Source organism: Niastella vici (assembly GCF_002077945.1).
In the GTDB taxonomy this organism is placed as follows: domain Bacteria; phylum Bacteroidota; class Bacteroidia; order Chitinophagales; family Chitinophagaceae; genus Niastella; species Niastella vici.
On sequence record NZ_LVYD01000042.1, the window covers coordinates 279,867 to 299,119 of the forward strand.

Here is a 19,253-nt window from a genome sequence, read left to right on the forward strand (position 1 = left end):
TATGACTCTTTTTTACAAGGTTACAATTTGTATGGATAGGATGCACAAATTCCTTTTTCAAATTCTTTGCAAACGATTTCGAAAAATGTTGCAAAAATAGCGTGTATTTCCTAATCTTTGCGGGGGGCGCTCCTTTATGGATCAAGTGAATTTAAAGAAATTGGCGAAAGAATTGAATCTGGCCGTGTCAACGGTTAGCCGTGCTTTGCGAGACAGTCATGAAATTAGTCCGCAAACAAAGGAACGGGTGCGTGAGCTGGCCGAGAAACTGGGGTTCCAACCCAACCCCCATGCCAGCAGCTTACGCCAGAACAAAAGCAAGACCATTGCAGTCATCATTCCTGAAATTGAAAATAATTTCTTTTCCCAGGTCATCAATGGCATAGAATCGGTAACGCCCAACAAGGGTTATCACGTGCTCATTTACCTTACCCATGAGGATTATAATAAAGAACGCGATATTTTACAGCTGCTGCGCAATGGCCGGGTCGATGGCATTATGGTTTCGGTTTCCAACACCACTACCAACCTTGACCATATTGAAGCCTGGCATGCAGCCGGTATACCGCTGGTGCTTTTTGACCGTACCAGCGAAGACCTCGATGTGCCCAACATTATGACCAATGATGCCGAAATGGCTTTTAAAGCAACAGAACATCTGCTGAAAAGAGGTTGCAGAAACATAGCGTATCTGGGAATGACGGGTAATTTATCTATTTCGAACCGGCGCAAGGCCGGCTACCTCACTGCACTGGAAAAATATAAAGTGCCTGCTCCACCGCAGATCATTGAATTAACCGCAAAGGATTATATCAACCGCGATATATTGAAGCAACTGTTTGAGCAACAACCCCGCCCCGATGGCATCTTTGCAGCCATTGAAAAATTTGCCGTGAACGCGTACGAGGTTTGTAAAGAACTGCACCTGCATATTCCGCAGGATGTAAAAGTGATCAGCTTCTCGAACCTGCAGGCGGCTGCCCTGTTCGATCCCGCGCTTTCTACCATTATTCAACCGGCTTACGATATAGGTCGCGAAGCGGCCAATATTTTGTTCAAGATCATAGAAAAGAAAATGCTGATGCCATATGAGAAAAAAATGGTATTGCCATCACAACTAATTGAACGGGCGTCAACAGCTGTAACAGGCAAATAATTACATACAGCCATTCGTATAACGAACAATCCGTATTTAACAAATATTTGCAACTTTCTCTTATCGTTAGTATGTTTATTATAATGAACTTATTCGCATGACAGCAGGAATGATCACTCTGATCCTTATTTTGGTTACCGTTGTTGTTTCATACAAAGGTTTTAAAGACCATTTCTTTTTTGAAAAATATGAATTTGGTGTCGACAAAGTGCGTTTGTACAGGGATTATAAACGACTGGTGACCTCAGGCTTTTTGCATGTGAACTGGATGCATCTTATTTTCAACATGCTGGCCCTGTATTTTTTTGCCGGCTCACTTTCTAGGGCCCTTGATCCATTTCAATTTCTGCTCATTTATTTCGCCAGCCTCATAGGCGGCAACCTGCTTTCGCTGCTCATCTATAAAAACCAGGGCGATTATACTTCGGTTGGTGCATCAGGCGCGGTGTGCGGAGCAATATTCGCCAATATTGCGCTCGACCCCAATTCCACCATCATGTTCTTCATAATTCCGATGCGGGGCTGGATCTTCGGTTTGCTTTATATCGGTTTCACGATCTATGGCGTGCGTTCAAAAAGAGATAATATTGGTCATGAAGCACATCTTGGCGGCGCCATGATCGGTATGCTGCTGGCCATTTGCCTGGAACCGGATGCGCTGATGCAGAATTATATTTACATTTTGATCATTGCCATTCCTACGCTGGCATTTATTTACCTCATCATAACCCGGCCGCATATTTTACTGATCGATAATCTCTTTTACAACAGGCATAAGGACTACTACTCCATCGATCACAAATACAACGAAAAAAAGACCAGTCAGCAACAGGACATCGATAAGATCCTCGATAAAATAAGCAAGCGGGGAATCAACAGCCTGAGCCAGAAAGAAAAACAAATGCTGAAAGACTTCAGTAAGAAATAACCGACCTTTACGAACACACCCGCTACAAACTGCATTATGAAGAAAGCATGGCTCCCGGCAATCGTTTTTCTGCTATTGAATGTTACCCTGATGGCAGCAGATTACGATACCACATTTAGTGAACAAACCATAGTACTGCATACGGCCAATGGAGATATCACCGGTACATTAACGCTTCCTGAGCGGCCGGGTAATATACCGGTTGCTTTAATTATTGCCGGCTCGGGACCAACTGACCGCAATGGCAATAACCCCATGATGAAAAACGAGAGCCTGCAGAAACTGGCCCATGCCCTGGCCGTGACAAATATTGCCTCATTACGGTTCGATAAACGCGGCATTGGTGAAAGCAGGGATGCCGGTAAAAAAGAGGCCGACCTGCGGTTCGAAGATTACATCAATGATGCTGCAGGCTGGATAGAATTACTGAAAAAAGACAAGCGCTTCTCAAAAGTATATGTGATTGGCCACAGCGAAGGATCGCTCATTGGCATGATCGCCGCCCTGGACAAGGCCCATGGTTTTGTTTCCATTGCCGGCGCCGGCCGCTCGGCCGATAAAATACTGAAAGAACAACTGGCCACCCAACCCGCCATGGTAAAAGATTCTTCTTTCCCCATTATCGACAGCCTGGTGATGGGCAAAACGGTCGAAAACGTTCCTAAAATGTTGTTTGCCCTGTTCAGGCCCAGTGTGCAACCCTATATGATCTCGTGGTTCCATTACGATCCGCAAACAGAAATAAAGAAACTGAAAATGCCGGTGTTGATACTGCAAGGCACCAACGACCTGCAGGTTACGGTTGATGACGCCAATTTGCTGGCCAAATCAAATACAAAAGCGCAGCTGGCCCTTATAAAAAACATGAATCATGTTTTTAGAATAGTAGAAGGCGACAGAAAAGAAAACCTGGCCGCCTATATTACGCCCACCTTACCAATAAGCGAGGAACTGGTAAGCACGATCTCAACCTTTGTGCAGCAACATTAATCGGCTAAATTTCCTATAGCAACATCTACAACGACACCCCTCTTTTCCAGGGAATAAAATCGTCCTGCGCCAGCTGTACGGCTTTGGGGATGGCTTCGCCACTGGCCACCTGTATGCAATATTCGAGGATCTCCTCCCCTACTTCTTCTATATTCTTTTCTCCTGTAATAATGCTTCCGGTATCTATATCTATTATATCACCCATGCGGCGGGCAAGCAGGGAATTGGTGGCGATCTTTATAGTAGGCGCCACCGGGTTACCGGTTGGTGTGCCCAAACCTGTGGTAAATAATATTAACGTGGCGCCCGAGGCCGCTTTACCGGTAGTGGCCTCCACATCATTGCCCGGGGTACAAACCAAACTTAAGCCGGGCATGTTGACCCGTTCGGTATAATCGAGCACCTCAACAACGGGCGATGTTCCGCCCTTGCGGGCAGCGCCGGTTGATTTAATGGCATCGGTGATGAGGCCGTCTTTGATATTACCGGGCGATGGGTTCATATGAAACCCTGAGCCTACTTTCATCGCCTCGCCGTTGTACGCCTGCATCAGGTGGATGAATTTATTGGCCACTTCTTCACTTACACAACGATCGACCAGCGCCTGTTCGGCGCCGCAGAGCTCCGGAAATTCAGCCAGCAATATTTTACCGCCCAGGGCAACCAGCAGATCAGCCGTATGCCCAACGGCAGGGTTGGCCGAAATACCACTGAATCCATCACTGCCACCACACTTGACGCCAATACATAAATTACTCAGGGAAGCAGGCGTGCGTTCCAGCTTATTGAGCTCAGCCATTCCCAGAAAAGTTTTGCGAATAGCTTCACAGATCAATTCTTCTTCACTCACGGTTTGCTGTTGCTCAAAAATGTATAGCGGTTTATCAAAGGCCGGATTTCTTTTTTTGAGGTCAGTTAAAAAATCGGCTACCTGCAAATGTTGGCAACCCAGGCTTAACAGGGTAACACCGCCCACATTTGGATGATCGGCATACGCGGCCAGCAGCGCGCTTAAAGTAGAAGCATCCTGCCGGGTTCCGCCGCAACCGCCGCTGTGATTCAGGAATTTTATGCCATCCACATTTTTAAAGAACCGTGTTTGATCATTGGCTGCAACCGGGTTCAACGAAATGTCATCAACATCTTCACCCGCTGTATAAGCGTTCAACATTTCTTTTGTAAACCGCCGGTACTTATCAGTGACCGCATACCCCAACTCGTTCCACAATGCTTCTTTTATAACATCGAGGTTCCTGTTCTCGCAAAAAACGGTGGGAATAAATAGCCAGTAGTTGGCGGTTCCAACCCGGCCATCTCCTCTTTTATATCCATTAAATGTGCGATTTACAAATTTCGACACATCGGGTTGTTGCCACGATGCTTTTACGTTGCGGTACCCATACTCGCCGGCCGCATGATGGGTATTGGCCGTTGTCATCAGTGTTCCCTTCGGTAATGCATATTGCACTTTTCCTACCAGCGACCCATACATTATAACCTCATCGCCTGTTTGCATATCATTTATAAAGAACTTATGCTTTGCGGGCACATCGTGTTGCAACGTCATATTTTGCCCGCCTGCAGAAATAATGGTTCCAGCAGCAAGGTCTTGCAAAGCAACCAGTACATTATCATCGGTGTGTATCTTAAGAAAAGGATTCCGGACAGCTGTAGTCATGGTGATTTGTTTTAATATCTGATCATTTAATACATCCGGCCTGTTTTATGGTTATGCTTGCCAACGGAAATGATATTTAGGGAGGAACAATAGCAAAAATTAACCTATGCCTTCTGAATCAATCAGTTTAAAAAGCAAATAAATAAGTTATGCCCAATGCCGGTTGCGGCCAATTGTCCAACTATTCATCAATTTTACCATACTGACTAACCCACACTGCATTGGGGCGGTGTCTTTACTGGAATGGTAATGCGGGTTAAGGGTAAAGTATTATGAAGTGAAGCCGCCGACCGGAAACTGTTACGGAAACGTTAGCGTAACTTTTTTACGTTACCCCTAAAAACTAACCTAATTTACCTCTGATTGCAAACCAATTTGCCATTTGAAGTAAAAATAGCTTAACATGAGGCCCCAGCTATTAAAAGTAACCAAAGAAATCCGCCACTCGTTTAGCGTGCGTCAGGATCTTGTTCCGTATATCAATAACCGCTGGCACTACCACCAGGAAGTAGAGCTGATCCATTTCCAAAAAGGGGAAGGAACCCAGTTCATCGGCGATAGCATCAAACAGTTTAAAACAGGCGATGTAGTGCTGGTTGGCTCAGGCCTACCCCATTACTGGCGGTTCAACGATACGTTTTTCGATGAAAATGAAGCTGCCACCGCTGATGTTCGGGTTTGTCATTTCAATGAGACCTTCTGGGGAGAACAATTTTTACAACTGCCTGAAAACATTAAGATCAGAAACGTACTGGAAGCAGCCAAACGTGGCTTACAAATAACAGGTAAGACCAGGACAGTTGTTGCCGAGTTCCTGGATGTATTATTACATACCGAAGGGCCGCATCGCATTTTGTTGCTTACCCAGGCATTAACGGCCATTGCCGAATGCCCCAACCTTCAACCATTATCATCTATCGGCTTTAAACATGAGCTGCCCGATAACGAAAATGACCGCATCAACGCCATTTACGATTTTTCATTGAAGAACTTCAAACGGCCTATTCAGTTAGATGAGATCGCTTCGGTGGCCAACATCAGCCCCAACTCATTCTGCCGTTATTTCAAATCAAAAACAAGAAAGACCTTTTCTCAATTCCTGATAGAAGTACGGGTGGGCTACGCCTGCAAGCTGCTGATCGAAAATAAAATGAGCATCAAACAGCTTTGCTTTGAAAGCGGGTTCAACAATTTCACCAGCTTTCATAAATATTTCAAACTCATTACCGGAAAAAGTCCCCTGAATTACCAGAAAGAATTTATCCAAAAACAGTAGTTACCCCAATATATGATCACACGCTTTCGTCAACATATAGTTGCCGCCGGAATTGTTATGCTTGTAGTTGGCTTTCAACCACCGGCCGGCAAATGGGAATCGAAGTTCCTTACCGTAGCGCCCAATGGAACAGTACAATACCATCCCGATGAAAAAGGAAATATACTCCCCGATTTCAGCCGGGTAGGTTATTACCAGGGCGATCAACCGATACCCGACGTGCCGGTTGTAAAAACCATTTCGGCCAGTGAGGAGAACAGCCAGGCAACCATTCAGGCTGCAATTGATGAAGTAAGCCACAGAACACCTGACAAGAACGGGTTCCGTGGCGCTATTCTTTTGAAAAAAGGCGTTTACAGGATCCCCGGCATTATTTCCATTACCACCAGCGGCATTATTTTGCGCGGTGAAGGTGATGGCGGGCAGGACACCCGGCTTATTGCCACCGGCAATACCCAACGCTCCTTAATTACTATTTCAGGCACAGGTAATATAGAAGAAACTACCGGTTCGCGGGTAGCTATCACCGATGCCTATGTGCCTACCGGCGCCGCCTCTTTCCATGTTGAATCAGCTGCCGGTTTTAAAAAAGGCGATAAAATAATTGTATTCCGCCCGGGTACCGATGCCTGGATCAAAGACCTGAAAATGGATGTGATCGATGAACGGGACGGCACCAAACAATGGCGGGCCAAAGAATACGATCTGCGCTACGAACGCGTGATCATTGCCATTCAGGGAAACACGGTCTTTATTGACAACCCAGTGGTAATGTCGCTCGATAAACAATATGGCGGCGGTTATATATATAAATACAGCTTCAACGGCCGCATCGAAAAAGTGGGGATCGAACAATTGCGCTGCGAATCGGAATATACCAGCGATACGGCTGAAGAGCATGGCTGGACGGCCATCCAGATGAATAAAATGGAGAACGGCTGGGTGCGCAATGTAACGGCCCGCTATTTTGGCTATGCCTGTGTTCACCTGGATGACCTGGCAAAATGGATCACTGTGACCGACAGCCGTTGCCTGGATGCCAAATCAAAGATCACCGGCGGCCGCCGCTATTCGTTCAACAACGATGGGCAGCAGAACCTGGTCATGAATTGCCAAACAACAGAAGGCCGTCATGATTATGTAACCGGCGCACGGGTATGCGGACCGAATGTATTTTATAATTGCAGCGCCAAACAAACCCATGCCGATATTGGCCCGCACCACCGCTGGTCTTCGGGTACGCTGTACGACAATATTGTTACTGATGGAGAAATAAACATCCAGGACCGTGGCAATTGGGGCAGTGGTCATGGCTGGGCCGGCGTTACACAGATCGTTTGGAATTGCACCGCCAAACGGGCCGCCGTTCAAAGTCCCTGGGCCAATGGAAAAAATTATTGCATCGGGTTAAAGGGCGGAAAATATGCCGGCCGGTTAACTGGCCGCCCCGATGGCGAATGGGAAGGACAGAATAAGGAAGGGTTAGAACCGGGATCGTTGTATTTAGCGCAACTAAAAGCCAGAAAACAGTAAACATTAAACTTAAAAAACAGTTACAAGTTGCAGGTTGCAAGGAAATACAAGTCAGATGCAGTAGAAAATTATTGAATCAACCTGATTCCCGACCCTGTAACTTGTAACCTGGAACCTGAAACTAGCAACCTGTAACCAGCAACCAGCACCTTATTAACTCGCTGCTCGTATTTTAATCACAATCTTCTTCACCACCTTATTTCCACCAGGTGTAATGTTCGGGCGGTGTGCTTCGCCGGGGAAGAAAATGATAAATGTTCCCGCAGGAATAACATAAAATTTTCCCGGAGCGGTATAATTAGCTACATCTTTTGTTTCATCGTAGGGTTTGGTAACCGAAGTAACTTCTGCCACCGGCCATTTACCCATTTTTTCATCGCCGGTAATTACGCATTGCAAATCGATATACTTCTTGTGCGATTCCCAGCCTGTTTTATCAAAATCCTTGCTGGGATCTTCGGTCACAGATGCAAATACATTATCGCCGTCAATGGGATATTTCCCCTTAGCTATTGTTTGCAGGTTGTTCTCCTTTAACCAGGCAAAGGCTTTGTCCCAATACGTTTTGTTGATGCGGTACTGGCGGGCAAATTCCTGCTGGTTGATCGATTTATGCGGCTTCAGCGGCGCACCATTCAACCATTCTTTTTTCTTAAACCATTTGGCCGCTTTTGATTTTGAGATCGTGGAATCGGCAGCCGGTTGCGCATTTACAGAAAGAAAAGAAACCAAAACCAGCAGGAACGATAGAACCATTGCTTTTTTCATACGTGCATTCATGTTTGCAGGAATTAAAATAGGTGTAAATATAAGGGCATTATACTAAAAAGGCGGCATCCCGCCCTTGCAGCATGCCGCCAATTAACTAATCAAATTTTTAAAAATGATGTCTTACCCTATTCCTTCATGTTCCCAAGTCCACTGGCGCCGGCACCGGTAAACTTCTTATCGGCCACAGTGCCCTTTACCTGCAGTTTAATTACTGAGGCAATGGCATCGGGTGCATTTTCAGGAAGCGTGATCACCAGGCCATCAGCTGATTTGGCCGTAGCTAATTTTTTACCACCAGCCAGTAAGGTAGCCGATGTAACCGGTTGTTGTAAACCGGGCACTACCAGTTTTTTATCGGCCGGCCAGTTGAAAACGCTCAGGTATAAGGTAGTATTTCCCTTCACTTCTTTCTTGGTGCAGCGGCCCCATGATAAAGTTCCAAACGGACTGGCCTTTGTGTCATAAATAGATTCGCCATTCACTTTCATCCAGGCGCCCACCTGTTTCAGGCGTTCAATACTTTCGTCGGGGAAAGTGCCATCGGCTTTGGGACCCACATTCAACAAATAATTACCGCCTTTCGATGCTATGTCGATCAGGTTTCTGATGAGTGTCTCGGTATTCTTCCAGTTGTGATCGTCTTTTTTGAAACCCCAGGTACCGTTCATGGTCATGCAGGTTTCCCAATCTTTACCATCCAGATCACTTTCTTTTGGAATTCTTTGTTCAGGCGTTTTATAATCGCCCGCGAAATTGGGCCGTTTTAACCGGTCGTTGGTAATAATATTCGGTTGCAGGGCCAGCACGGCATTCAGCTTTTCTGCAAATTCATCGGTCATGCCGGTAGGTGTATCCCACCACAATACCGCCACATCGCCGTAGTTGGTCAACAATTCTTTCACCTGCGGCACCGCTACTTCATCAATGTATTGGGCCATGGTTTTGGTGGTTTGTGTGGGGTCCCAATGACCTTCATGCGCAGCCGTATATGCATCAATGGCGGCTGAATCAGGGTTGGCCCAGCCTTCGCTCGTTACTTTTCTTGCAGCAGCGCCACCGGGGTTATTCCAGTCCTGCGCATGTGAATAATAAAAGCCCAGCTTCAACCCATATTTGCGACAGGCTTCGGCCAGGGGTTTCAGCAGGTCCTTACCATAAGGCGTAGCATCCACCATATTCCATTTGCTGGCATTTGATTTAAACAAAGCAAAACCATCGTGGTGTTTGGCGGTGATCACGATATACTTCATACCGGCTTCCTTTGCCAGTTTCACCCACGCATCCGCATCATATTTTTCGGGGTTGAAAGAAGCAGCAAATGCCTGGTAATCGGCAACCGGAATTTTTCCGCGGTTCATGATCCATTCCCCAATACGGTTTATGGAATGGCCATTATAATAACCTGCCGGCACTGAATACACCCCCCAGTGAATGAACATGCCAAACCGGGCTTCGCGCCACCATTGCATGCGTTGATCATGGCTTACCTGTGCAGAAGTTTGTGCAGATACTGTATGCAGCAAACAACCCAACAGCACAATTGCAGAAACTACTTTTTTCATATAGACACTTTTGTTTTTATGTGCAACTAACTGAATATTACCATCCCGGCTTATAAACCAACCTGCAATGTATTCACTTATTTCAGCATTACATTTTGGCCCTGCTTATTTTAATCTTTTGCTAATCTAACGCCAGCTTTTCCTGTTAACCTTATTTCTTATTCTGCCGCAACAGTGCTTCCAAATAATAATAATCACCATAGTTCAACGGCACATCTACTTCACTTTTGGCTGGCTTTGAACCGGTGCTGTGCAACAGAATAAATCCTTTATTCTCGCCAATGGGCGACCGGTAACTTTTTGTCAGGTTTTGTAAAATGGTATTGGCTACCGACAGGTATTCTTTTTTGTTCTTGCTGTATTTTGATAACTCTAACAAACCTGAAGCAATTACACCGGCAGCTGATACATCACGGGGCTCATTTGGAATTTCAGGTGCATTAAAATCCCAGTACGGTATTTTATCGGCCGGCAAATTGGGATGATGTAATATGAATGCGGCCACATGTTCTGCCTGTTGCAGGTAAGCCACATTTTTTGTTTCGCGGTAACACATCGTATATCCGTACAGGGCCCATGCCTGTCCACGCGCCCAGGCCGATTCATCGGCATAGCCCTGGTGCGTTTGCCTTTTCACTACCTTACCTGTGAGGGTATCGTAATCTACTACGTGATAAGAACTATAATCGGCCCTGAAATGATTTTTCATGGTGGTGTTCGCATGGCTGACTGCGATCCTGTAAAAAGAAGAATCGCCGGTGAGCCTTGTTGCTGCAAACAATAATTCCAGGTTCATCATATTGTCGATAATGACAGGGTAACCCCATTGCTCTTTGTGATGGTCCCAGCTGCGAATGCAACCCACTACCGGATTAAAACGGGTTGACAGTGTTTTAGCCGATTGAATGATCACCTCTTTATACGCCGCATCTTTGGTGATGTTATAGCCGGTTCCATAGCTGCAGTATATTTTGAAACCCATATCATGGGTACCGCCATTGAATTTTTCTTTTTCCAGCTGGGCTGTAAATGCTTCGGCTTTTGATTTCCATTCGGACTTGTGGGTGAATTCATACAACATCCATAATTCACCGGCAAAAAAACCGCTGGTCCAGTCCCGGGCGGGAACCAGTTTCAGTTGTCCGTTTTCGAGGGTACGCGGCGCTACCAGCTCAGGTTTGTTTCCTTTTGCTTCATCAATACTTTTTAACATCAGCTGCGTTTGCTTTTCTGCATCGGCAAATACGGGCGCCAGCTTTACAGCCTGCGCGTTTGCCATGAATGCGGCCAGCAAAAGAGCGAATGTCCCAACGAGTTTGTTTTGCATTCTGATTTATTTACTATATAATTAATTTCGTTTACCCAGTGGCGTCTCTACACTTCGTCCTGATAGTTATCGGGACCGGTACAAGCACGCCCGACGTTTTTTACTTTAAGCCTTCGACTTCGCTCAGGGTTTTCAGTTCCGCAACTGCAACTCCAGCAACTTCATCAACTCTCCTTTATCAATTGAAACCGGTTTAATGTTGAGCTCATGCGTACCGGCCGGCAAGGTGATGGTATCAATGTCTTCTGTCATCACTTTTGTATCTGCTCCGCCGCCGGTTATTTTTATTTCTTTTGAATGGGCGCCGGTTTGCAACAGGAAAGTGCCGCCATTACCCTCGCCGGCAAGGTATTTCATACTTACCGAAAACGTTACGGGTTTTGTTGTGCGGAACGTCCAGCTCAGCCACTGGTCTTTTGACTTCCAGTTCTGCACATAATACTTTCCGGTTTTTCCATCGCCATAACTGAACCCATCGCCATGCAGTTGCGCATCAAAAGCCAGTAACCTGTGTGTAGAAATGTTAGGCGACAATACCATTATGCTGTCAGTTTTCAATGCGCCCTTTAATTCTATCGCTATCACCGTGGTCATGGTATCGGGCATTGATGCGGGCAGGTTAATGATAACATCTTTCTCATTCAACCGCGTTGCGGTTAATGGCTTTTTATTCGCCAGCAGGTATACTTTGCCAAAATTGCTTTGTAAACCGCCCACGTATAATTTATTATCTGCAGGCCAGTTGAACACATGCAGGTATAAGGTATTTTCTTTCACCGTTGAAACGCCCCAGCTTTGCAAAGGCAATGGACTTGCTTTGGAACCATAAATGCTTTCGCCATTCTTTTGCATCCAGGCGCCAATGCCTTTTAAGATAGCCTGGTCTTTGGTATCGAATGTGCCATCGCCTTTGGGGCCAATATTCATCAATAAATTTCCACCGCGTGATGCAGCCTTTGCCAGCAATTGCACAAAGGCGCTCACGGGTTTATGACTGTTATCAAACTTATGATAGCCGTATGATTCATTGGTTGTTGGAATGGCTTCCCAATCACCGGTAACCGGGTAAAACTCCAGCGGCCGGTCGGCGGTGTTCTTGTAATCGCCAAAGCTATACTCTGCACTTCGCGCCAGGCGGCCGTTCACTACAACATGGTTATCCACTTCGCGAATGGCTTTCAGGATGCGGATGTTTTCAGAGAGCGGTAATTTTGATGGTGTATCGAACCATAAAATATCGGGATGGTATTTTACCAACAGCTCTTTTATTTGTGGGATCGCTTTTTCATCAACATATTTCACTGCCTTTGGCAATAATTCAGGATGAATGTTGAACCAGTTTACGCCACCATACAGTCCTTTATCGCCACCCGGGTTGCTATATTCCCAATCGTTCCCCGGTGCATCGGGATGCTCCCAGTCAAACGCATGCGAATAGTAGAAACCGAACTTGATGCCGTATTTGTGACAGGCCGCGGAAAGCGCTGCCATGGGATCACGTTTGAAAGGCGTTTGCTGCATGATATTAAAGTCAGAAACTTTTGAATCAAACATCGCAAACCCATCGTGGTGTTTGGAGGTAATGATCATATACTTCATGCCTGCCTCTTTTGCCTGCTTCGCCCAGGCGTCGGCATCAAACAATACGGGGTTGAACTGATGCGCCAGCACCAGGTAATCGGCCCGCGTTATTTTTTCCTTGCGCATCAGGTGTTCGGCATACCCATCTACCTTTTTGCCTTGCCATTCGCCACCGGGCAGTGAATAGATGCCCCAATGAATGAACATGCCGAAACGCGCCTGTTGCCACCATTGTATACGCTCATCATGATTTTTCATGGAAGCGGTCCACCAGCCCTTGATGGCTTCATCGATCGCCTGTTTATCGCGTTGTTTACCGCGATTGAACATTTCTTTATCTTCATCACCGGCAGTTTGAGAAAATGTGCGCAATGTGATGAGTGAACAGGCCAGTATAATTAGTTTACGATTCATCAGGTGTTTTTAAAGTGTTTACAACCAGATCAACGGGTGCCGTATTGGCAAATTCCTGATCACTTCTTCTACTTTCGGTTCATGCTCCAGCGCTTTCCAGGTCTTCAACCATTCTTTATTATCATAGGCATTGGCGCCAAAGATCAAAAACGGCTGAGCTACCGGCCAGTTCTCCCAATACATTACATCAGGCTTTTTAGGCCATTTGCTTTTGTCGGCAATAAACGGATACAGGTATTCAATACCCTTGCGCATATTGCGGCCATCGGGCGTTGTATAAGTAAACAGGTTATCTTCTTTGGTAGAAAGGATCTGGCACATGGTCACCATGGCATCGAGATTAAAGATCGAATAACCATAAGGTTTTGTTCTTCTCAATTCCTGGGGAAAGCTGCCATCTGCCGCCATCTGGTTAGGTAGTAACACGTTTTTGAACCGGTCGCGGCAAAAGCGCATCAGCGTATCATTATGCGTGAACCGGGCAAAAGCCGCGGTTTGCATGGCCCAGCAGGTGCCATGGTTATTGGCGGCATTCATTTCATCTTTGCCATGCTGGTGGGTGGTGAGCCAGTGCAGGTATTGTTCAAACCAGTTCCTGATGGCTTCCAGCGCCTGGCGGTCCATTGTTTTGGCATTCTCCATTGCCAGCAATCCCTGCACCACTTCCATCAATTGAATGGTATCAATGATACCAATACCTCTGCCGGTGAACCGGCCTTTGATGGCCTGCGCAAATTGCAGGCTGGGGTTCATCATGGTAGCTGTATCTGTAAACCAGGCTTTGCAATGTTTCAGCACCTGCGCTACATATTTTTCATCGCCGGTGATCTGGTACGCCGAAGCCAATGCACCAACGATCTGGCTAAACCTTATCATCGCCAGCCGGTGGGCCACAAAGTTGTCGGGGTTGCTCATGCCATCGCGCTGTATATACGGACTATCGGGCGACTGTGGGTTGGGCCACCAGTAATCGCCTTCTGAAAAGAAATCGTGTTTGCCGCCGGCGCTCCGTGGCGACGATTGTGCCGTTACCGTCACGGGCGCCTGTTGCATAGCCCAGGCGGCCTGTTGCAAGATCTGTTTGCGCAGGGTTTTTATCACTTCGGCTTTGTAATCGTTTACCCTTCGGACCCGCTCCCGCCGATCGCTGTCCTGCGTTTCTGCAACCCTGAACTGGAGGTTCGCCACAACGGTAAACAGCAACCAGCAGATCGTTATTTTTTTCAATCCCATATCAATGAGTTTATAGCTTACTTTGTCATAAATTCAAACGTCACCGTCCCTACTGTATTCGGTTTTCCTTTTACCGGTTCAGCAATCGTGCCTTTTAATTTCCCGGTTCCATCTTTCTCTACTTTTATTTCGCGCCAGCTGTAATCACCTTTTTCATAATTATAGGTTTCACCATCATCATCATACAACTTATACTTCCCCGGCTTCTCCCCATAATACCTGATGGTAAGATCCACTTTTTCACCAGGCAATGGTGCATGCAACACCGGCTTCATCATGGGAATAATGGCGCCGTCTTTTACATACACCGGGATCTTATCCAATCCCGGGGTTACAGTTATCACTTCGCCATCGCCCACAAAAGCGCCGGTGTAAAAATCGAACCATTTGCCTTTTGGCAACACCACCTTGCGCGTGGTTTGACCCGCAAACAATGGCGCTACCAGCAAATAATCGCCGGCCATATATTGGTCCTTGATCTCTTTCGACACGGCTTCTGCATAGGGATTTTCTTCGAGGTTGGCATTGCCGTTTTCCTTTTTTGCTTCCGGAATAAATCCTTCTTCGAGGTTCATGGCCCTGAATGGGGGAATGCCTTCAAAATGATACCGCGCAAATGCAGTATACCAGTAAGGCATCATTTGCATACGCAACAAGGCGAGTTGCTTTACAGGTTCGGCCACATCATCGTACGACCAGGGTTTTGTTCCACTCGCCCAGGCATTGATCATGGCCATAGGTGAAAAGATAACTGTTTGAAAGCGGCGCAACCATTCTTCTGAAGTTTTGGAAGCCCGCACTTCAGGCGTCCATAAAACACCTGCAAATCCACTGTTGATAAGGGCGGTTATAAAATCTTCATGATTGTAATAATCGTTGTAAATAACATAGGGGAATGAAACGCCACCGGCATTGGAACCACGTACCAGTCCAAACGTTCGCTTGTTCTGTTGATGGTACAGCTCGGCGCTGTATCGCTGCACCAGCAAGCCAAACGTTTGCCGCATTTGTTCGGCTGTTGCACCTGAGGGAAAGGAAGCCACATCGGGCCACAGGTAATAATCATAGCCATCCACTTCATCAATTTTATACCCGCTAACACCCATGGAAACCTGGTTGTTCTTCAGCTGATCAAAGAACAGCTTGCGCGCCTCAGGCATGGTAAAATCAGGCACCAGTCCATTCCACACTGTGTGGGAACCGCTATAGGGAACAATGGCTTTATAAAATGGTGCATTGGGCGATACATAGGGATTGGTCCACAGGTTTACGCGAATATTTTCTTTCAGCAACTCCTGTACAAAGCCGGCCGGATTGGGATACCGGCTGCTATCCCAGGAAAATGTACAGGGATAACTCTTGCTTTGCCAGCCCGGTTCCAGCCCAATAAAATCGAGCGGGAAGCCTTTTTCGCGGAATGCCGTCACTTCTTTCTTCACCTCTTCTGCCGTGTATAATGTTTTTACCCGCTGGGTAAAACCCAGTCCCCAGCGAGGTGGTAAACAACCGCCGCCGTTGAACAGGTTAAACCGGCGCACGGCATCTAACGGCGTGGGGCCGCCGAATACATATATTTCCACACCGGCAGCAGGCACTAAAATTTCCACTGCATCGGAGTAAGGGCGCGCGCTCCAGCTTTTATCGGTATTGCGGTCTTTGGCAACGGGTGCATTCTTACTGTCTACGCGAACGGCCGTGCCGGCATATACCTGCAGGTAGCGGGCCGAATTGATGAATACGCCATACCCGGTTGATGACACATAAAAGGGTGTAGGATCATGCGTTCGCCCATTGTCCTTTCCGCCGTAATGATCAACATGCAGCTGTAATATTTTTCCGCGTTGATGTACCGTTTGAAAATTCAAACCAAACCCATACAACTGTTCTTCTTTTTTTAGCGGGAAACGCAGAAAGGTTTTTCCATCCACTACCCGTACTGAAATTTCATTTTGCGCCAGCGGAAAGCCGGCTTTTGTTATTGCTGATAATGCGTTGCGATCTGGGGTGGCGCCAGACGCTTTTAACAGATCATACTTTTCAGGCACGCCCACTACCGCCTTCCACACACCGGGCGCTGTTTCCGTCCACTTCAGGTCCTGGGCGTGAATGGTAATTTTAACTACCAATAAAACAATCAGTAAAAAACTTCTTTTATGCATATAGCTTTTTGTAATCGTTATCAACTATTCAGCCGGAACAACCGTATACGTCTTTCCTTTCTCAGCCACAAACTCAATCGTATATCGTTCCGGTGTTTTTAAATCAGTCAATTTCGCCTGCTGCACTTTTTCATACGGTGGTTGACCGTAGGAAGTGCTCAATGGGTTGGCATTGCTGCCGGTCGCTTTTTTCGCAGCCACTTCAATTACTTTAACCGGTTGCGGGGCGCTGATGCGGCAGGGCCCACCCAGCACGCCAACAATTGTAGCCTTCGTCAACTTCCCCTGCTTCCAATCAATAGCCACCCTGAAATTACCGCGTGCCTTGATTCCACTGATCGATCCATTTTGCCAGGCAGCGGGCAAGGCAGGTAATAAGGCCAGCTCGCCATTATGACTTTGCAACAGCATTTCGGTAATACCGGCCGTTGCACCAAAATTGCCATCGATCTGAAATGGCGGATGGGCATCAAACAAATTAGGATAAGTGCCGCCGCCACTCATGGCATCTCTTGTTACCCCGGGATCGATATAAGTAAATGCATCACTTAATATTTTGTAGGCATGGTTGCCATCCTGCAAACGCGCCCACCAGTTTATTTTCCAGGCCATTGACCAGCCGGTGCTTACATCGCCGCGGAAGATGAGCGATTGTTTGGCAGCCGCCGCCAGTTCGGGTGTGGTTGCCGGATTGATCTGGCTTCCGGGATATAAGCCAAACAAATGCGACAGGTGCCGGTGTTTATCATTGGGATCGTCCCAGTCCTTACTCCACTCCTGCAATTGTCCATACTGGCCAATATGAAACGGATATAATTTTTCTTTTGCCTGTATTACCTCGTTGCGGAATGCTTCATCTGTTTTCAGTATGCTGCTTGTTTTAATTACTGCCGTGAACAATTCGCGAATGATGCTCATGTCCATAGTAGTGGCCATGCCTACCTGGTATTCCTTGCCATTTATCTTCATGGTATTTTCAGGCGAGGTAGATGGATTGGTGATGAGATACCCGCTCGTATTATCTTTTATAAGCCAATGCAGCATAAACTGGGCCGAGCCTTTCATCAACGGCCATACATTTTTCAAAAATGTTGCATCGCCGGTATACAGGTAATGTTCCCACAAATGCGTGCATAACCAGGCGCCGGCCATGGGCCAGCAACTCCAGCGTGGCATGCCACGCGCATCCCATTCATAGCCGCCGGGCGGTGATGCTTTTGCCCACAGGTCGCTATTGTGATGCACTACCCAGCCTTCGTTTATATTATAATTCACTTTGGCTGTTTGCGCGCCATTCACTGCCAGCTCTTTTAAAAAATTGAATAATGGCTGATGACATTCCGATAAATTGGTATTCTCGGCCAGCCAGTAATTCATTTCGGTGTTGATGTTGGTAGTATAGTTACTGCCCCATGGTGGTTTTACCTGGTCGTTCCAGATGCCCTGCAAATTGGCGGGACGGGACCCGGGGCGTGAGCTGGCAATCAAAAGATAGCGGCCATATTGATAATACAATGCCTGCAATTGCTGGTCGGTGGGGGCAGCTGCATAATTTTTCAACCGCTCATCGGTGGGTTGCTTCACCACCTGCAGATCAGTGACCAGTTTAAAATCAACCCGTTTGAACAACGACTGGTAATCGCGGATATGCGTGCCTTTTAGTTGCTCATAAGAAAGCGCCCAGGCTTTTTGCAGATTCGCTTTCGCTGCAATGGCCGGGTCTTTTCCTTCATAACCGGGCGACTTATCAAATCCATTAAAACTGGTGGCATCGGAAAGGTATATGGTAACTGTATTCGCCCCCTGTACGCTCAATTCATCGCTGAGCTGATGAACGGTTCCACCCTCGGTCTTAATTTTTACATGCACTTCGAAATTCAACCCTTCGCCTTTATAAGGGGGCGTTATTGCCAATGAATCATACACTACCTGTTGCGGTTCATACTCCCGGTTGGCAACAAATTTGGGCGCTTTACCCTGCAGCACCAGGTAATTAGCAGCGGGCGCAGTCACCTTGTATTTTAATTTGCTGGTTAACCCCAGTGTTCCATTGATGGCGCCTTTTTTATCGGCTGTGATGCGCATCACCAACACCTGGGCAGGATAACTGATAAACGTTTCCCGCTGATACGTTACCTCCCCAATTTTATAGCGTACGGTGGCTACCGCACTGTTCAGGTCCAGATCGCGGTAATAGGTAGCAGCCACCGAATCTTTTACCTGCAAATGCCAGAACAGATCGGCCATGGGTAAATACCGCGCTGAGTAAGGCCCCTGCATTTTTTTCCATAAAGCGGCGGCCTTCTCATAATCGCCGTCAAACACCGCCTGCCGAACCTGCGGTAACACCGTTGGTCCGTTGGGATTATTACCAGCCTCGGGATAACCCGACCATAAAGTATTATCATTTAATTGCAGCCGTTCTGTAACCAATCCACCGAATACCATGGCGCCGGTCTTTCCATTGCCCAGTGGCAGGGCCTCTTCCCACACTTCGGCCGGTTTAGTATACCATAACTTTAAATCATTGCCGGTTTGGGCATACAGCGACGCGCTTACCAATTGCAGAAAACAAAATATCGTACTATTAAATTTCATATGGGAGTAATGACTTGCAAGTAATAGTAACAAGACGTATTGCAGCG

The 19,253-nt window shown here is 46.8% G+C and carries 13 protein-coding genes; 5 read left to right on the forward strand and 8 right to left on the reverse strand.

Features of this window, described 5'->3' with window-relative positions; all coding sequences use genetic code 11:
- Positions 1 to 160: 160 nt before the first annotated feature.
- The 3 genes from A3860_RS12425 to A3860_RS12435 all read left to right on the forward strand — a co-directional run bounded on the left by A3860_RS12425 (position 161) and on the right by A3860_RS12435 (position 3,074).
- Complete coding sequence (locus A3860_RS12425) at positions 161 to 1,156, forward strand: LacI family DNA-binding transcriptional regulator (protein WP_245843531.1); 996 nt, start codon at positions 161 to 163, stop codon at positions 1,154 to 1,156.
- Between the two features lie 97 nt (positions 1,157 to 1,253).
- A complete protein-coding gene (locus A3860_RS12430) occupies positions 1,254 to 2,084 on the forward strand; it encodes a rhomboid family protein (RefSeq protein WP_081147024.1) in 831 nt (276 codons plus the stop codon).
- Positions 2,085 to 2,120: 36 nt separating this feature from the next.
- Positions 2,121 to 3,074 carry an alpha/beta hydrolase gene (locus tag A3860_RS12435; protein ID WP_081147025.1) on the forward strand — a complete coding sequence of 318 codons (954 nt, stop codon included), beginning with the start codon at positions 2,121 to 2,123 and terminating at the stop codon, positions 3,072 to 3,074.
- 25 nt (positions 3,075 to 3,099) lie between these two features.
- Here the strand turns inward: A3860_RS12435 and A3860_RS12440 are convergent, their stop codons facing one another.
- Positions 3,100 to 4,752 carry a UxaA family hydrolase gene (locus A3860_RS12440; RefSeq protein WP_081147026.1) on the reverse strand — a complete coding sequence of 551 codons (1,653 nt, stop codon included), beginning with the start codon at positions 4,750 to 4,752 and terminating at the stop codon, positions 3,100 to 3,102.
- Positions 4,753 to 5,155: 403 nt separating this feature from the next.
- Here A3860_RS12440 and A3860_RS12445 point away from each other — a divergent pair, with 403 nt between their 5' ends.
- Both A3860_RS12445 and A3860_RS12450 read left to right on the forward strand, forming a co-directional pair.
- Positions 5,156 to 6,028 (forward strand): AraC family transcriptional regulator, encoded by an 873-nt coding sequence (locus tag A3860_RS12445; protein WP_081147027.1) that lies wholly within the window; start codon positions 5,156 to 5,158, stop codon positions 6,026 to 6,028.
- Positions 6,029 to 6,040: 12 nt separating this feature from the next.
- Positions 6,041 to 7,561: a hypothetical protein gene (locus A3860_RS12450; RefSeq protein ID WP_173820205.1), complete on the forward strand. Its 1,521-nt coding sequence runs from the start codon at positions 6,041 to 6,043 to the stop codon at positions 7,559 to 7,561.
- Positions 7,562 to 7,714: 153 nt separating this feature from the next.
- Here the strand turns inward: A3860_RS12450 and A3860_RS12455 are convergent, their stop codons facing one another.
- From A3860_RS12455 to A3860_RS12485, 7 genes are all read right to left on the reverse strand, one after another.
- Positions 7,715 to 8,329, reverse strand: coding sequence for a YhcH/YjgK/YiaL family protein (locus tag A3860_RS12455; protein WP_158085218.1), 615 nt, complete (start codon positions 8,327 to 8,329; stop codon positions 7,715 to 7,717).
- Positions 8,330 to 8,457: 128 nt separating this feature from the next.
- The gene (locus A3860_RS12460; protein ID WP_081147029.1) at positions 8,458 to 9,894 is read right to left on the reverse strand and encodes an alpha-L-fucosidase; all 1,437 of its coding nucleotides are present in this window, start codon (positions 9,892 to 9,894) and stop codon (positions 8,458 to 8,460) included.
- Between the two features lie 151 nt (positions 9,895 to 10,045).
- Positions 10,046 to 11,221, reverse strand: a complete 1,176-nt coding sequence (locus A3860_RS12465) for a glycoside hydrolase family 88 protein (RefSeq protein WP_081147030.1) — start codon at positions 11,219 to 11,221, stop codon at positions 10,046 to 10,048.
- 132 nt (positions 11,222 to 11,353) lie between these two features.
- Entirely contained in the window at positions 11,354 to 13,216 is a 1,863-nt protein-coding gene (locus A3860_RS12470; protein WP_081147031.1) for an alpha-L-fucosidase, read from the reverse strand.
- 18 nt (positions 13,217 to 13,234) lie between these two features.
- Positions 13,235 to 14,449, reverse strand: a complete 1,215-nt coding sequence (locus tag A3860_RS12475) for an alginate lyase family protein (protein ID WP_081147032.1) — start codon at positions 14,447 to 14,449, stop codon at positions 13,235 to 13,237.
- Positions 14,450 to 14,466: 17 nt separating this feature from the next.
- Complete coding sequence (locus A3860_RS12480; RefSeq protein ID WP_081147033.1) at positions 14,467 to 16,608, reverse strand: glycoside hydrolase family 31 protein; 2,142 nt, start codon at positions 16,606 to 16,608, stop codon at positions 14,467 to 14,469.
- 24 nt (positions 16,609 to 16,632) lie between these two features.
- The gene (locus A3860_RS12485; protein WP_081147034.1) at positions 16,633 to 19,206 is read right to left on the reverse strand and encodes a glycoside hydrolase family 95 protein; all 2,574 of its coding nucleotides are present in this window, start codon (positions 19,204 to 19,206) and stop codon (positions 16,633 to 16,635) included.
- Positions 19,207 to 19,253 lie beyond the last annotated feature (47 nt).

Bases quoted from the DNA above. Each gene is read 5' to 3' on its own strand.
- A3860_RS12430 (WP_081147024.1), top strand. From the start codon at position 1,254: ATGACAGCAGGAATGATCACTCTGATCCTTATTTTGGTTACCGTTGTT.
- A3860_RS12435 (WP_081147025.1), top strand. From the start codon at position 2,121: ATGAAGAAAGCATGGCTCCCGGCAATCGTTTTTCTGCTATTGAATGTT.
- A3860_RS12440 (WP_081147026.1), bottom strand. From the start codon at position 4,752: ATGACTACAGCTGTCCGGAATCCTTTTCTTAAGATACACACCGATGAT.
- A3860_RS12445 (WP_081147027.1), top strand. From the start codon at position 5,156: ATGAGGCCCCAGCTATTAAAAGTAACCAAAGAAATCCGCCACTCGTTT.
- A3860_RS12450 (WP_173820205.1), top strand. From the start codon at position 6,041: ATGATCACACGCTTTCGTCAACATATAGTTGCCGCCGGAATTGTTATG.
- A3860_RS12455 (WP_158085218.1), bottom strand. From the start codon at position 8,329: ATGAAAAAAGCAATGGTTCTATCGTTCCTGCTGGTTTTGGTTTCTTTT.
- A3860_RS12460 (WP_081147029.1), bottom strand. From the start codon at position 9,894: ATGAAAAAAGTAGTTTCTGCAATTGTGCTGTTGGGTTGTTTGCTGCAT.
- A3860_RS12465 (WP_081147030.1), bottom strand. From the start codon at position 11,221: ATGCAAAACAAACTCGTTGGGACATTCGCTCTTTTGCTGGCCGCATTC.
- A3860_RS12470 (WP_081147031.1), bottom strand. From the start codon at position 13,216: ATGAATCGTAAACTAATTATACTGGCCTGTTCACTCATCACATTGCGC.
- A3860_RS12475 (WP_081147032.1), bottom strand. From the start codon at position 14,449: ATGGGATTGAAAAAAATAACGATCTGCTGGTTGCTGTTTACCGTTGTG.
- A3860_RS12480 (WP_081147033.1), bottom strand. From the start codon at position 16,608: ATGCATAAAAGAAGTTTTTTACTGATTGTTTTATTGGTAGTTAAAATT.
- A3860_RS12485 (WP_081147034.1), bottom strand. From the start codon at position 19,206: ATGAAATTTAATAGTACGATATTTTGTTTTCTGCAATTGGTAAGCGCG.